Annotated in this window: 12 protein-coding genes and 1 pseudogene; 6 read left to right on the top strand and 7 right to left on the bottom strand. The window is 71.4% G+C overall.

The annotated features are described in order from the left end of the window. The coding region (locus AC13HU_RS14465; RefSeq protein WP_483042248.1) for a glycosyl hydrolase family 28-related protein at window positions 1-928 on the bottom strand (928 nt) is incomplete at its 3' end. 144 nt (window positions 929-1072) lie between these two features. Here AC13HU_RS14465 and AC13HU_RS14460 point away from each other — a divergent pair. After that, window positions 1073-2161: a COX15/CtaA family protein gene (locus AC13HU_RS14460; protein WP_483042247.1), complete on the top strand. Its 1089-nt coding sequence runs from the start codon at window positions 1073-1075 to the stop codon at window positions 2159-2161. Here the strand turns inward: AC13HU_RS14460 and AC13HU_RS14455 are convergent. The 3 genes from AC13HU_RS14455 to AC13HU_RS14445 form a co-directional block, all read right to left on the bottom strand. Continuing rightward, window positions 2158-3228 (bottom strand): amidohydrolase, encoded by a 1071-nt coding sequence (locus AC13HU_RS14455; RefSeq protein ID WP_483042251.1) that lies wholly within the window; start codon window positions 3226-3228, stop codon window positions 2158-2160. The genes AC13HU_RS14460 and AC13HU_RS14455 overlap by 4 nt on opposite strands. A gap of 109 nt (window positions 3229-3337) precedes the next feature. After that, the gene (locus AC13HU_RS14450; RefSeq protein ID WP_483042246.1) at window positions 3338-3673 is read right to left on the bottom strand and encodes a hypothetical protein; all 336 of its coding nucleotides are present in this window, start codon (window positions 3671-3673) and stop codon (window positions 3338-3340) included. Window positions 3674-3903: 230 nt separating this feature from the next. Then, complete coding sequence (locus AC13HU_RS14445; protein WP_483042245.1) at window positions 3904-4863, bottom strand: heme o synthase; 960 nt, start codon at window positions 4861-4863, stop codon at window positions 3904-3906. Between the two features lie 294 nt (window positions 4864-5157). Here AC13HU_RS14445 and tkt point away from each other — a divergent pair, with 294 nt between their 5' ends. The 5 genes from tkt to pgl are packed head-to-tail and all read left to right on the top strand — an operon-like array spanning window position 5158 to window position 11800. After that, window positions 5158-7245, top strand: coding sequence for a transketolase (tkt, locus tag AC13HU_RS14440; RefSeq protein WP_483042244.1), 2088 nt, complete (start codon window positions 5158-5160; stop codon window positions 7243-7245). A gap of 35 nt (window positions 7246-7280) precedes the next feature. After that, on the top strand, window positions 7281-8399 hold the full coding sequence (gene tal, locus AC13HU_RS14435) for a transaldolase (protein ID WP_483042243.1): 1119 nt from the start codon (window positions 7281-7283) through the stop codon (window positions 8397-8399). 16 nt (window positions 8400-8415) lie between these two features. Continuing rightward, a complete protein-coding gene (zwf, locus tag AC13HU_RS14430; RefSeq protein WP_483042250.1) occupies window positions 8416-9942 on the top strand; it encodes a glucose-6-phosphate dehydrogenase in 1527 nt (508 codons plus the stop codon). Then, window positions 9939-11021, top strand: coding sequence for a glucose-6-phosphate dehydrogenase assembly protein OpcA (gene opcA / locus AC13HU_RS14425; RefSeq protein WP_483042242.1), 1083 nt, complete (start codon window positions 9939-9941; stop codon window positions 11019-11021). Before zwf ends, opcA begins: the two co-directional genes overlap by 4 nt. Window positions 11022-11059: 38 nt before the next feature. Beyond that, on the top strand, window positions 11060-11800 hold the full coding sequence (gene pgl, locus AC13HU_RS14420; protein WP_483042249.1) for a 6-phosphogluconolactonase: 741 nt from the start codon (window positions 11060-11062) through the stop codon (window positions 11798-11800). Between the two features lie 132 nt (window positions 11801-11932). Here pgl and pgi read toward each other — a convergent pair whose 3' ends face one another. The 3 genes and pseudogenes from pgi to AC13HU_RS14405 all read right to left on the bottom strand — a co-directional run. Continuing rightward, complete coding sequence (pgi, locus tag AC13HU_RS14415; protein WP_483042241.1) at window positions 11933-13591, bottom strand: glucose-6-phosphate isomerase; 1659 nt, start codon at window positions 13589-13591, stop codon at window positions 11933-11935. Between the two features lie 302 nt (window positions 13592-13893). Next, window positions 13894-14658 (bottom strand): sugar isomerase domain-containing protein, encoded by a 765-nt coding sequence (locus AC13HU_RS14410; protein ID WP_483042240.1) that lies wholly within the window; start codon window positions 14656-14658, stop codon window positions 13894-13896. 216 nt (window positions 14659-14874) lie between these two features. Continuing rightward, window positions 14875-15211 (bottom strand): annotated as a pseudogene (locus AC13HU_RS14405) (ATPase); the annotation flags it as partial.

The following is a 15211-nucleotide window of genomic DNA, read 5'->3' as shown; positions in this document are numbered from 1 at the left end:
GCACCCCGTCGAAGTGGGAGGGGCGCGGGAAGCGGAAGAAGGCGCTCTCGAAGCCGTAGTCGGGGTGCGGGGTGGGGCGGCGGCCGGTGACGATGTAGCTGCCCGAACGGCAGGTCACGGAGCCGCCGTAGGGGAACTCCAGGAAGTTGCCCCACTCGTAGGTGACGTTCATGTCGGTGAACCAGTAGTTGAGGAACTGGTCCTGTTGCGCGACATCGGTCGAGTGCAGCGACAGCCCCGCGTACAGGAACGCCTTGCGGTACGCGCCGCCCACCCGGCACGCCTCCCAGCGCATCTCGGAGTTGGTGTTGCTGCCGTCGAGCGCGATGCCGTACTCCCACTCCCCCATCCACTCGCACTCCGAGAAGCGGTAGTTGGCCGCGCCGCCGGTGGAGTAGGAGTAGAAGAACGAGGCGCCGGGGGTGCCGGAGGTGAAGCGCAGTCCCTCGAACGAGATGTTCTGCCAGGTGTCGTTGTTGCGGCACAGGTAACTGCCGCCGTCGGGGCCGTCGGTGGTGGCGGGGGCGAAGACGATGTCGCTGATCCGCAGCCCCGCCCCCACGAAGCGCAGCCCGTTGACCTGGTGGGACGGCGAGTCGGCGGCGAGCAGCGCGCCGGGCTTCGTCACCCGGTACTGGCCCGGTGGCACCATGATCACGGTACGGCCGGTGCCGCCGGCGGCCCGCTTCTCGGCGTACGCGTAGGCCGCCTGGAACGCGGCGCTGTCGTCGGTGGTGCCGTCGCCCTTGGCGCCGAAGTCGGCCACCACGTCGGCGTACCCGGGGTGGTCACGCGACACGGCGCCGGCCGCGGGCGCGTCCCAGGCGCCGCTCGCCCAGGCCGCCGCACCGGTCCCGGCCAGCGCCGCCGCCGCGCCCCCGTACAGCAGCCGTCGCCGGTTGACGGTGTCGCGGTGCTCGCCGGTCATCCGGGGCCCCTCCCGTGTGCGTGTAACCGACGATGCTAGGGCGGTGAGCCCGGGTTACGGGCGTTTTCCCGAGAGGTACGTCCGGCCCGCGCACCCTTCCTACGTGCCGCTCCCGCGCACCGCCGCGCGTCCTGCCCGCACACCATGGGTGCGAGGCCCTTACCTGGCACCCCTCGTGAATCCGTGCACAAGGGGTGCGCCTACGATGGCCACGTGCCGAAGCTGCCCGAAATCGCGCGAAACCCGCTCGCCTTCATCGCCGCACGGTGGACCCCCAGCTCAGTGGCGGTGCGCCGGGCGGCGCTCGCGGCGCTGGTGATGTCCGTGGTGATCGTGATCACCGGGGGCGCGGTCCGGCTGACCGCCTCGGGCCTGGGTTGCCCGACCTGGCCGACCTGTAGCGGCGACAGCCTGCTCGGCACCCGTGAGATGGGCATCCACCACACCATCGAGATCAGCAACCGCATGCTGACGTATGTGCTGTGCGCCACCGTCGGGTGGGCGATCATCGCGATCCGCGCGCAGCAGGAACCGCCGCGGCGCGGCCTGTACCGGCTGGCGTGGGCGCAGTTCTGGGTGGTCGCCTTCAACGCGGTGTGGGGCGGCCTGACGGTGCTCACCAAGCTCAACCCGTACGTCGTGTCCTTCCACTTCCTGCTGTCGGCGGCCCTGATCACCGTCGCCACCCTCACCTGGCAGCGCACCCGGGAAGGCGACGCCTCGCCCCGCCCGCTGGTCGGCAAGCCCGTACGGCAGCTCGGGCAGCTGCTCGCCGCCGCCTCCGCGATCCTCATCGTCGTCGGCACCCTCGTCAGCGGCGCCGGGCCGCACCCGGGCGACTCCAGCGGGTCGTTCAAGGTCCGGCGGATCGACGTGGACTGGAAGACCATCGCCCAGCTCCACGCGGACTTCGCCTGGGTCGTGGTCGGCCTCACCGTCGCCCTGTGGTTCGTGCTGCGCGCCGTCGACGCGCCGATCGGCCCGCAGCACCGCGTCCGCGAACTCTTCCTGGTCCTCATGGGCCAGGGCGTCATCGGCTACGTCCAGTACTTCACGCACCTGCCGGCGGCCCTGGTGGACCTGCACATGTTCGGCGCCTGCCTGGTCTGGATCGCGGTGCTCCGCGTGCTCCTGTCCTTCCGCGAACGCCCCTTCACCGAGCCGGGCGCCATGGTCCCCCATGCCGCGGTCCCCGCCTCCTCCCGCGTGGCCGCGGTCCGCACGGACGCCTAAGCTGCGCCGCCCTCCGTGAGGGCGAACAGGCGGCGGGCGTTGGCGGAGGCGACGAGGCAGGTCACGCGGCGGCCGTCCGCGGCGGACCAGTCACCCGAGGCGACGCGCAGCCCCACGGCCCGCCGAAGCTCCGCCAGGAACTCCTGCGCCGCGGTCGCCGCGAGCTCGGGAAGCCCGCTCACGCCGCTCGCGTAGAGCACCTTGCCGAACGGCGTCCGCCCGAGCACCCCGGAGGGGTTCCGCCCCACGCCCACATAGACATGCGGGAGTTCGGCCGCGAGGTCGGCGGCAGCTGCTTCATGGGGCGCGGCGGGCAGCAGGACGACCTCGGTACCGAGTCCCGCGGTGGCCCGCAGAAAACTCTCGGCGGCGCGCGGCCCACCCCCACCCGCTTCGTACCGCAACAGCAGCGGCAGCCCGGTGGCGACGGCTTGCCAGCGGACGTGCCGCAGCAGTACGGGATCGTCCGGCCGCGCCCCCACCGCACGAGCGGCGAGCCAGGCCGCGGCGGCCTGCCGTCCCTCCACCGGCCCGGGCGGCCCCGCGTCCCGGCCGTCCCCCTCCCACCCGGCGCAGCCCTCCGCGCAGGAGAACCCGGCCCCGCCGAGCGCGGCGCCGTGCACGGCCTCGGCGAGGTTCGCGAGGAAGCACCCGACGGTGCCGGAGGTGTCGGCGACCTGCTGGGCGAGCGGTTCGAGCCGGACCGTCTCCAGCACGGGCACGCCCGTGGTCGCCGCGAGGTCCTTCGGCGGGCTGAGGTCTCCGGGCTCGCCGGTGTCCAGGACGTACGCCGTCACGCCGGCGCCGCGCAACAGCAGCCGGGTGGATTCGTAGGCCCCCAACTCGCGGCGCCTGGCGAGGTAGCGGGCCGGTGGGCAGTGGGGTTCGAGACCGAGCAGCGGCGGGCACCAGCGGCGCAGCGCGAACCCGGTGGGGCTGTCGAAGAGGGTGGTGCCGGGGGCGGCGTTGCCCGGCAGCCGCGCCTCGAAGGCACCGAGGCCCAGGTCTCCCGGGTACACCCCTCGGCAGTGCGCGTCCACCAGGTGTGCCTGTGCCGTGCCGGCCATCGGCCGCACCCCGTCCCGTCCGTCGGTCACGGACCTGCCCAGGTCCTCGGTCCCTGCGCGGACGGCCGCCGGGGGCAGCCCGCACAGGGCCTAACGCGGAAGGGCGCCGTCAGGTGTTGGCGCGGCCACCGATCTGGATGCCGGCCATCCGGGACCACTCGTACGGCCCTGTCCGCACCTTCGCGGCCAGTTCCCCGTCGAACGCCTCGTGCGCGGTCACCCCCGACGCGCGCACGGCCTGCTGCGCCAGTTCGTACGTCGGCGCGACCAGGTCGCCCCAGGCGCCGTCCTCCGCCACCAGCACGATGCGGGCGCCGCGCTCCCCGATGTACGCGATCTGCGCGTCCGTGCCTCCGTGTGCCCGCCCGAACGCGTTGATCTCCCTGGTCAGCCGCCGCACGCGCCGCTCGGTCCGGGAGTCGTTGTCCACCTTGCTCTCAGCCATGCCCTCACCCTACTTACCGGTAACCCTCCGTGGAAGGTGTCCTTGGCCGCGTCCACCGTGGTGGCGCCCTTGACCAGGTGCTTGACCGCCGTCTTCAGGTCGAGGTCCCGGGCCCCGTACGGGAAGCGGACCTCGTACGCGGACCGGCCCCCGCAAAGGGCGCGTTCAGGCGTCGGCCCCCGCCGGAAGATCCGTCCGCGGGGGCCGATCGGCCAAGGTCCGAGAGGGCGCTAGTGCAGGAAGGGGTCGATCGCCACGGCCACGAACAGGAGCGTGGCGTAGGTGATGGACCAGTGGAACAGCCGCATCTCCTTGAGCTTCGCCCCCATCACGCCGGCCTTGGCGCGGGCGTGCAGCCCGTGCGCCTCCTTCAGCCAGAACGCGCCGAGGACACCCGCGACGACCGGGTAGAACCAGGAGGTGTCCCCGAGCGGCCACCACAAGGTGAGCGACGTGAGCACCATGACCCAGCTGTAGAGCACGATCTGCCGGGCGACGACCTGGTTGCCGGCGACGACCGGCAGCATGGGCACGCCGACCCGGGCGTAGTCGTCCTTGACCTTCATGGACAGCGGCCAGTAGTGCGGCGGGGTCCAGAAGAAGAGGACGAGGAAGAGCACGAAAGGCGCCCAGCCGAGTTCGTTGCGCACGGCCGACCATCCGATGAACACCTGGAGGCAACCCGCGACACCGCCCCACACGATGTTCTGCGCGGTGCGCCGCTTCAGCCACAGCGTGTAGACGAACACGTAGTAGAGGATCGCGGTGAGCGACAGCGCGGCGGACAACGGGTTGACCAGCACCGCGAACCACACGGTGGACACCGCCGACAGGGCGATGCCGAAGACCAGGGCCTCGCGCGGCGAGACCATCCCGGTGACCAGCGGGCGCTGCTCGGTACGGTGCATCAGCGCGTCGATGTCGCGGTCGATGTACATGTTCAGCGCGTTGGCGCCGCCCGCCGACAGGTAGCCGCCGACCACGGTCGCCACCACCAGCCAGAGGCTGGGCACCCCGCCGGCCGCGAGGAACATCACCGGAACGGTCGTGATGAGCAGCAGTTCGATGATGCGCGGCTTGGTCAGCTCCACGAACGCCATGACACGGGCACGCGGCGGCCGGTGCCCGGAGTTCGTCTGTCCCGAGCCCGTCCCGATGACCCCGGCGGGTCGGGATTCGACGGCTGTCACGAACACCCCACGAGAGATGAGTCCAGCAGGTGCCGGCTGCCTGCCGGCCGCGATGCGGCGGCGGACCACGGTCCCTGCGCGTACCACGCCACTCTAGACGTAGGGAATACCCGGCTTTCCGCCGGGGGTCATCGCGGGCGGGGCGTGTCATCCGCGACCTGTGCACGGGGTTATCCACAGCAAGCAGCAGCGTGGGCAGAGGCGCGCACGGCTGCGGCGGTAGGCTCGGCAACGTCGGGTAGGCACCAGTCACCGGCGCTTTTCAACATATGTGGAGAGGAGCCCTGACCCAGGGTGAGCAAGCAGCCGACGACCACAGAGCTCGAGTGGACCGATCTGGACAAGCGGGCCGTTGACACCGCCCGAGTCCTCGCCATGGATTCCGTGCAGAAGGTGGGCAACGGCCATCCTGGCACGGCGATGAGCCTGGCCCCCGCGGCCTACCTGCTGTTCCAGAAGATCATGCGGCACGACCCGGCGAACGCCGACTGGACCGGCCGCGACCGCTTCGTGCTGTCCGCCGGGCACTCCAGCATGACTCTCTACACGCAGCTCTACCTCGCCGGTTACGGCCTGGAGCTGGCCGACCTCGAGGCGCTGCGCACCTGGGGCTCCAAGACCCCCGGCCACCCGGAATACGGCCACACCACGGGCGTGGAGACCACCACCGGCCCGCTCGGCCAGGGCGTGGCCAATGCGGTGGGCATGGCCATGGCCTCGCGTTACGAACGAGGGCTCTTCGACCCGGATGCAGCGCAGGGCGCCTCCCCCTTCGACCACACCATCTGGGCGATCGCCGGTGACGGCTGCCTCCAGGAGGGCCTCTCCGCCGAGGCGTCCTCGATGGCCGGCCACCAGAAGCTCGGCAACCTGGTGTTGCTGTGGGACGACAACCACATCTCCATCGAGGGCGACACCGAGACGGCCGTCTCCGAGGACACCGTCAAGCGCTACGAGGCGTACGGCTGGCACGTCCAGCGCGTCCAGCCGAAGGAGAACGGCGACCTCGACGTGCACGCGCTGCACGCCGCGCTGCTGGCCGCCAAGGCCGAGACGGAGCGGCCGTCGTTCGTCGCGGTCCGCTCGATCATCGGCTGGCCCGCGCCCACCAAGCAGAACACCGGCGCCGCGCACGGCTCGGCCCTCGGTGAGGACGAGGTGCGGGCCACCAAGGTGGTGCTGGGCTTCGACCCGGACAAGCACTTCGACGTGGCCGACGACGTGATCACGCACACCCGCGCGGTCGGCGACCGCGGCCGCAACACCCGGGCGGAGTGGGAGAAGTCCTTCGCCGCCTGGCGCACCGCGAACCCGCAGCGCGCCGAGCTGTTCGACCGGATCGACGCGGCCGAACTGCCGGAGGGCTGGCAGCAACACCTGCCGGAGTTCGAGGTCGGCGCCTCGCTGGCCACCCGCGCGGCCTCCGGCAAGGTGCTGGAGGCGCTGGGCTCGGTGATCCCCGAACTGTGGGGCGGCTCCGCCGACCTCGCCGGGTCGACCAACACCACCATCGACAAGAACTCGTCGTTCCTCCCGGTCGGCAACCCGCTGCCCGGCGCGGACCCGTACGGCCGGACCGTGCACTTCGGCATCCGCGAGCACTCCATGGCCGCGGAGATGAACGGCATCACGCTGCACGGCAACACCCGTGTCTACGGCGGCACGTTCCTCGTCTTCTCCGACTACATGCGCAACGCCGTCCGGCTGTCCGCGCTGATGCACCTGCCGGTGACGTACGTGTGGACGCACGACTCGATCGGCGTCGGCGAGGACGGCCCGACCCACCAGCCGGTGGAGCACCTGGCCTCGCTGCGCGCCATCCCGGGGCTGAACGTGGTGCGCCCCGCGGATGCCAACGAGACGGCGATCGTCTGGCGCGAGATCCAGAAGCGCTGGACGAAGGAGATCGGCAAGGGCGCCCCGCACGGCCTGGCGCTGACCCGGCAGGGTGTGCCGACCTACCCGGTCCACGAGGACACCGCCCGCGGTGGCTACGTCCTGTTCGAGGCCGAGGGCGGCCCCGCGCAGGTGATCCTGATCGGCACCGGCTCCGAGGTCCAGCTCGCGGTGGGCGCGCGCGAGGAACTCCAGGCCGCGGGCATCCCGACCCGGGTGGTCTCGATGCCGTGCGTGGAGTGGTTCGAGGAGCAGGACGAGGCGTACCGCGAGAGCGTGCTGCCGCGCTCGGTGAAGGCGCGGGTCGCCGTCGAGGCCGGGATCGGTCTCACCTGGTACCGCTACGTGGGAGACGCCGGCCGGATCGTCAGCATCGAGCACTACGGTGCCTCGGCCGACGGCAAGCTGCTCTTCCGCGAGTTCGGGTTCACCGCGGAGGCGGTGGCCGCCGCGGCCCGGGAATCTCTCGCCTCCGCAGACCGCTGACGCTTATACACGACATTTCAGGAGATGCAATTCCCATGACAGACGCACTCAAGCGCCTCTCCGACGAAGGCGTCGCGATCTGGTTGGACGACCTGTCGCGCAAGCGCATCACGTCCGGCAACCTGGCCGAACTCATCGACCAGCAGCACGTGGTGGGTGTCACCACCAACCCGTCGATCTTCCAGAAGGCCATCTCCCAGGGCGATGGATACGACAGTCAGCTGAAGGACCTCGCGGCGCGCAAGCTGACCGTCGAGGAGGCCCTGCGGATGATCACCACCGCGGACGTCCGCGACGCGGCCGACATCCTGCGTCCGGTCTACGACGCCAGCGGCCACCAGGACGGCCGGGTCTCCATCGAGGTGGACCCGCGGCTGGCGCACAACACGGTGGCGACGATCGCCGAGGCCAAGCAGCTCGCCTGGCTGGTCGACCGCCCGAACACCCTGATCAAGATCCCCGCGACCAAGGCCGGGCTGCCGGCGATCACCGAGGTGATCGGCAAGGGCATCAGCGTCAACGTCACGCTGATCTTCTCGCTGGAGCGGTACCGCGCGGTGATGGACGCCTACCTGTCCGGTCTGGAGAAGGCCAAGGCGGCCGGCCTGGACCTCGCCGAGATCCACTCGGTCGCGTCGTTCTTCGTCTCCCGTGTGGACACCGAGATCGACAAGCGGCTGGAGAAGATCGGCTCCGACCAGGCCAAGGCGCTCAAGGGCAAGGCCGCCGTGGCCAACGCGCGGCTGGCCTACCAGGCGTACGAAGAGGTCTTCGGCTCCGACCGCTGGACCGCCCTGGAGCGGGCCGGCGCCAACAAGCAGCGCCCGCTGTGGGCCTCCACCGGTGTGAAGGACCCCGCCTACTCCGACACGCTGTACGTCACGGAGCTGGTCGCGCCGAACACGGTGAACACCATGCCCGAGGCCACGCTGGAGGCGACCGCGGACCACGGCGAGGTCACCGGCGACACCGTCCGAGCCGGTTACGCACAGGCGCAGGCCGACATCGACGCGCTCGCCGCGGTGGGCGTGTCGTACGACGACGTGGTGCAGGTGCTGGAGGACGAGGGCGTCGAGAAGTTCGCGACCGCCTGGAACGAACTCCTGGACTCCACCAAGACCGAACTCGAGCGGCTCGCCCCCTCGGAGGCGTGAGGTGGTATCCGACGAAATGCAGACGGTCGGCAATCCGCTGCGCGACCCGCTCGACCGGCGGCTGCCCCGCATCGCCGGGCCGTCCGGCCTGGTGATCTTCGGGGTCACCGGCGACCTGTCCCGCAAGAAGCTGATGCCGGCCGTCTACGACCTGGCCAACCGCGGCCTGCTGCCGCCGGGCTTCGCGCTGGTCGGCTTCGCCCGCCGCCAGTGGGAGAACGAGGACTTCGCCCAGGAGGTGCACGACGCGGTCAAGGAGCACGCCCGCACCCCCTTCCGCGAGGAGGTCTGGCAGCAGCTCGCCGAGGGCTGCCGCTTCGTCCAGGGCAACTTCGACGACGACAAGGCGTTCGAGCAGCTCAAGTCGACCATCGAGGACCTGGACAAGGCCCGCGGCACCGGCGGCAACTTCGCCTTCTACCTGTCCGTGCCGCCGAAGTTCTTCCCGAACGTGGTGCAGCAGCTGAAGAAGCACGGCCTGTCGCAGGGCACCGGCGACTCGTGGCGGCGCGCGGTGATCGAGAAGCCGTTCGGCCACGACCTGGCCAGCGCCCAAGAGCTCAACCAGATCGTGCACGACGTCTTCCCGCCCAACGAGGTCTTCCGGATCGACCACTACCTGGGCAAGGAGACCGTCCAGAACATCCTGGCGCTGCGCTTCGCCAACACCATGTACGAGCCGATCTGGAACCGGTCCTACGTCGACCACGTCCAGATCACCATGGCCGAGGACATCGGGATCGGCGGCCGCGCCGGGTACTACGACGGCATCGGCGCCGCGCGTGACGTCATCCAGAACCACCTGCTCCAGCTGCTGGCGCTGACCGCGATGGAGGAGCCCGGCTCCTTCCACCCCAAGGCGCTCACCGCGGAGAAGCTCAAGGTGCTCGGCGCGGTCATGCTCCCCGACGACCTGGGCAAGTACACCGTGCGTGGCCAGTACGCGCACGCCTGGCAGGGCGGCGAGGAGGTGCTCGGGTACCTGGAGGAGGACGGCATCGACCCCAAGTCCAAGACCGACACCTATGCCGCGGTGAAGCTGGAGATCAACAACCGGCGGTGGGCGGGCGTGCCGTTCTACCTGCGCACCGGCAAGCGGCTCGGCCGCCGCGTCACCGAGATCGCGGTGGTCTTCAAGCGGGCCCCCTACCTGCCGTTCGAGTCCGGTGCCACCGAGGAACTGGGCGAGAACGCGCTGGTCATCCGGGTACAGCCGGACGAGGGCGTGACCGTGCGGTTCGGCTCCAAGGTGCCGGGCACCTCCACCGAGGTGCGGGACGTCACGATGGACTTCGCCTACGGCGAGTCGTTCACCGAGTCCAGCCCGGAGGCGTACGAACGGCTCATCCTGGACGTACTGCTCGGTGACGCGAACCTCTTCCCGCGGCACCAGGAAGTCGAGCTGTCCTGGACCATCCTCGACCCCGTCGAGCAGTACTGGGACAAGCACGGCAAGCCGGCGCAGTACGCGTCCGGCACCTGGGGCCCGACCGAGGCGGACGAGATGCTCGCACAAGACGGCAGGAGCTGGCGCAGGCCATGAAGATCGATCTGACGGACACCACGTCCTCGAAGATCAACACCGGGCTGATCCAGGCCCGGCGGGCGATCGGCACCCCCGCGGTCGGCATGGTGCTGACCCTGGTCATCGTCACCGACGAGGGCAGCGCCTACGACGCGTTGAAGGCCGCGCACGAGGCGTCCAAGGAGCACCCGTCCCGGATACTGGTCGTCATCAAGCGGCCCGGCCGTTCGCCGCGCGACCGGGCGCTGGCCCGGCTGGACGCCGAGGTCGTGGTGGGCGACGAAGCGGGCACCGGCGAGACCGTGGTGCTGCGCATGCACGGCGAACTGGCCAACCACGCCGAGTCGGTGGTGCTGCCGCTGCTGCTGCCGGATGCCCCCGCGGTGTGCTGGTGGCCGGACAAGGCCCCGGAGAACGCCGCGGAGGACCCGCTGGGCCGGCTCGCGGCGCGCCGGATCACCGACTCGGCGGCCGCCGAGGACCCGGTGGGCTCGCTCGGGCTGCGCTCGAAGACGTACGCGCCCGGTGACACCGACCTGGCCTGGACCCGGATCACCCCGTGGCGCTCGATGCTGGCCGCCGCTCTCGACCAGAAGCACGGCAAGATCAAGAGTGCCGCGGTGGAGGGCGAGGCGTACAACCCGAGCGCCGAGCTGCTGGTGCTGTGGCTGGCCGACCGGCTCGGTGTGCCGGTGGAGCGGAAGGTCACCAACGGTCCGGGGCTGACCGCGGTGCGGCTGATCACCTCCGACGGTGACATCTGCCTGGACCGGCCCGAGGGCGGGCTGGCCGAGCTGTCGGTACCGGGGCAGCCCGACCGCCATGTGGCGCTCAAGCGGCGGGAGACCGCGGAGCTGATCGCCGAGGAGCTGCGCAGGCTCGACCCCGACGACATATACCGCGCCACCGTGAAGTCCGGCGAGCGGCAGCTGCTGAGCGCGAACGGTTCTGTCGGTGCCGCCGCTGCCAACGGGTCCGGGACGACGGCCGCGGGCGCGGCGAAGGCGACGCCGGCCAAGAAGGCGGCTTCCGCGTCGGGTTCGGGCACGGGCACGGGCACGGGCACGGGCTCCGGTAAGGCGGCGGCGGAGAAGTGAGTACGCCGCAGGTGGTCGTCCACCGGGACAAGGAGCTGATGGCGCGGGCCGCTGCGGCCAGGCTGATCACGAAGATCGTGGACGCCCAGGCCGCCCGCGGCTCCGCCTCGGTGGTACTCACCGGTGGGCGGAACGGAAACGGGCTGCTGGCCGCGCTCGCCGAGTCCCCGGCGCGCGACGCCGTGGACTGGGCGCGGCTGGACCTGTGGTGGGGCGACGAGCGGTTCCTCCCCGAGGGGGACCCGGAGCGCAACTACACCCAGGCCCGGGAGGCGCTGCTGGACTCGGTGCCGGTCGACCCGGCCCGGGTGCACGTGATGGCACCGTCCGACGGCGCCTACGAGTCCGACGTGGAGGCCGCCGCGGCGGGCTACGCGGCGGAGCTGGCCGCCGCGGCCGGGCCGGAGGATCACACCCGGGTGCCGTCGTTCGACGTCCTCATGCTGGGCGTCGGCCCGGACACCCATGTGGCCTCGCTCTTCCCGGAGCACCCCGGCACCCGCGAGACCGTCCGCACCGTCATCGGTGTGCACGGCTCGCCCAAGCCGCCGCCGACCCGGATCTCGCTGACCTTCCCGGCGATCCGCTCGGCCCGGGAGGTGTGGCTGCTCGCCGCGGGCGAAGACAAGGCGGGCGCGGTCGCGCTCGCGCTGTCCTCGCCGGGCGAGGTCCAGGCACCCGCCTCGGGCGCCTACGGCCGGGCCCGCACGTTGTGGCTGCTGGACCGCGCGGCGGCCGCGAAGATCCCCGCCGAGCTGTATCCGGCGGCCTCGTCGTAGCACCGCCGGCAGGTCGACGCAGGGGGCCCGGAATCATGGATTCCGGACCCCCTGCGCGGTGTTGCGGCCGACCGGGCGACCGCCGAGCCGGCGGAGCGCGCAAGCCGGCGACCGCGGGCAGCAACCGCGGGCTCAGCGGCCGCGCAGCTCGCGGTACTTCGCCACGAGCGCCTTCGTGGACGGGTCCAGGCCCGGCACGTCGGCGCCCTCGGTGAGCGCGGGTTCGACGCGCTTGGCCAGGACCTTGCCGAGTTCGACGCCCCACTGGTCGAAGGAGTCGATGTTCCACACCGCGCCCTGGACGAACACCTTGTGCTCGTACAGCGCGATCAGCTGGCCGAGCACGGACGGGGTCAGCTCGGTGGCGAGGATGGTGCTGGTGGGGTGGTTGCCGCGGAACGTCTTGTGCGGCACCAGTTCCTCGGGCACGCCCTCGGCGCGGACCTCGTCCGGGGTCTTGCCGAACGCCAGCGCCTGCGTCTGCGCGAAGAAGTTCGCCATCAGCAGGTCGTGCTGCCCGGCGAGCGGGCCGAGTTCGGGCAGCGGCCGGGCGAAGCCGATGAAGTCGGCGGGCACGAGCTTGGTGCCCTGGTGCAGCAACTGGTAGTACGCGTGCTGGCCGTTGGTGCCCGGGGTGCCCCAGACCACCGGGCCGGTCTGCCAGTCCACCGGGTTGCCGTCGCGGTCCACGGACTTGCCGTTGGACTCCATGTCGAGCTGCTGGAGGTAGGCGGTGAACCTGCTCAGGTAGTGGCTGTAGGGCAGCACCGCGTGCGACTGCGCGTCGTGGAAGTTGCCGTACCAGACGCCGAGCAGGCCGAGCAGCAGCGGGACGTTCCGCTCGGGCGGCGCGGTCCTGAAGTGCTCGTCGACCAGGTGGAAGCCGGCCAGCATGCTCCGGAACGCCTCGGCGCCGATCGCGATCATCAGGGACAGCCCGATCGCGGAGTCGTACGAGTAGCGGCCGCCGACCCAGTCCCAGAACTCGAACATGTTCTGCGTGTCGATGCCGAACTCGGCGACCTTCTCCGCGTTCGTGGACAGCGCCACGAAGTGCTTGGCCACCGCCTCGTCGCCGGCACCGAGTTCACCGAGCAGCCACTGCCGGGCGGATGTCGCGTTGGTGATGGTCTCGATGGTGGTGAAGGTCTTGGAGGCGACGATGAACAGCGTCTCGGCGGCGTCCAGATCGCGCACCGCCTCGTGCAGGTCCGCGCCGTCCACGTTGGAGACGAAACGGACCGTCAGGTCGCGGTCGGCGTAGGAGCGCAGCGCCTCGTAGGCCATGGCCGGGCCGAGGTCGGAGCCGCCGATGCCGATGTTGACGATGTTCTTGATCGGCTTGCCGGTGTGGCCGGTCCACTCGCCCGAGCGGACCCGGTCGGCGAAGACCGTCATCTTGTAGAGCACGGCGTGCACGGCCGGTACGACGTTCTGCCCGTCCACGGCGATCGTCGCGGACTGCGGGGCGCGCAGGGCCGTGTGCAGCACCGCGCGGTTCTCGGTGACGTTGATCCGCTCGCCGGCGAACATGGCGTCCCGCAGCTCGAACACCCCGGTGGCCGCGGCGAGTTCACGCAGCAGTCGGAGCGTCTCGTCGGTGATGAGCTGCTTGGAGTAGTCCAGGTGGAGGTCGCCGACCTGGAGGGTGTAGCGGCTGCCCCGGTCGGGGTCGCGGTCGAAAAGACCCCGCAGATGGGTGCCGGACAGCTCCTCGCTGTGCTTGGCGAGCGCGTGCCACTCGGGGCGCTGGTCGAGCCGGGGGGTGCCCTGCGCGTTCGTTTCGGACATCAGTCCACTTCTCCTCGTCCTCGCTGCGACACCCAAACTAATTGATGGCACGCCAGAACGAGATCCGGCACCCGGGCGCGCCGCGCACCAGCACCTTCGCCGCGACCGGACCGCGCCCGGACCACCGTCGGATCGCCGTCGCGCGGCGGCCGGAATACTGCCGGACCGCCGCCGAACGGGGGCTGGACTGGGGCCGAACTGCGGCCGGACCGGGGCCGGATCACCGGTGAAAGGCCGTCAGGCCGCCGCCGGATCGCGGAGAAGCGACTGATGGGGCCGCCGCCGGATCGCCGGCCGGGTGGTCAGAAACCGCCGCGGTGGATACGGCCCGCGTAGCGCTCCTCCAGCACCGCGTTCCGCTCGTGGCCGCCGGGGAGGTTCGCGGAGACGTAGACCGGGGCGTCGTGGCCCTCGGCGCCCAGCAGGCCGACAGCCTCGGCGACGGCCATCTGCACCAGCAGCGCCGAGGTGATCGTGGACACCCCGCACAGGGCGCCGCCGCCCGGCAGCGGCAGCAGCGCGTCACCGGTGGGGGCGCAGTTGTCGAGCACGGCGTCCGCGATGTCGGCCAGCCGCTTGCCGCTGGAGTGCAGGGCGGGCACCGCGCGGGTGTGGGTGAGCGAGGTGAGCGCGATCAGCGGGTGGCCGGCCTCCTTGATGTGCAGCGCCATGTCCACGATCGAGTTGTTGACGCCGGAGTTGGAGACGATCACGAACACGTCCTGCGGGCGCGGCGTGGCCAGTTCGTACAGCCGCCGGGCCAGGCCCGGGGAGCGCTCCAGCAGCGGGTCGGCGAGCACGGCACGGTCCTCGCCGCCGCGCAGCACCAGGTCGGCCAGGCCGATCCGGTTGGTGGGGATCAGGCCGCCGGCCCGGCCGACCAACTCCATGACGGTGGCCTGCGAGTGGCCGGTGCCGAAGCCGTGGATCACGCCGTCGGCGGCCACGCAGTCCGCGAGGAGCCGGCCGGCGGCCGTCACGGACTCCTTGTTCGCGCCGATCGCCCGCTCCACCGCCGCGCGGCTCTCGTCGGCGAACGTCGCGGCGCTGATCTGTCCCTCGGCCATGCCCGGGTCCCCTTTGCGGAAGTCCTGCTGCTGAAGCTCTGCGGATGAACGGATGTACGGATGTGGAGGTGCTGCTGGTTCTGGTGGCGCCGGCCGTTCTGGTGGCGCCGGCGCGCGGATGCGATTTCGGTTGATTGAACCAACCGTTCAATGCATCGATGAAACATTGAGCCACCACTGCCCGTCAAGGGACCCGGGTGCCGGACAGGGCACCGCTCACGGCGGACCGCCCGAATCGCCCGAACCGTCCCGATCGAGCAGGCCGCAGGCGAGCGCGGCCGCCCCGGCGGAGCCGTCCGCGACCGGGAAGACCCGCAGCCCCCGGTCCGCCAGCCGCTCGGTCACCCGGGCCAGCAGCGGACCGTCGGGCCCGAGCAGCCCGCCGGTCGCCACCAGCGGCTCGCCCGGCCGCGGCCCCAGCGAACACACCGTCGCCGCGAGCAGCCCGGCCGCCGCGTCCAGCAGGCCCCGCGCCACCGCGTCGCCCGCCCCCGCCTCCTCGACCACGATCGGGCTGAGCGCGCCCAGCCGGGCCGGCGCCTGCTCGTACGCC

This window comes from Streptomyces sp. NH27 (genome assembly GCF_056859195.1).
Note: the sequence above shows the minus strand (reverse complement) of the source record. Positions and strands in the feature narration are given on the sequence as shown.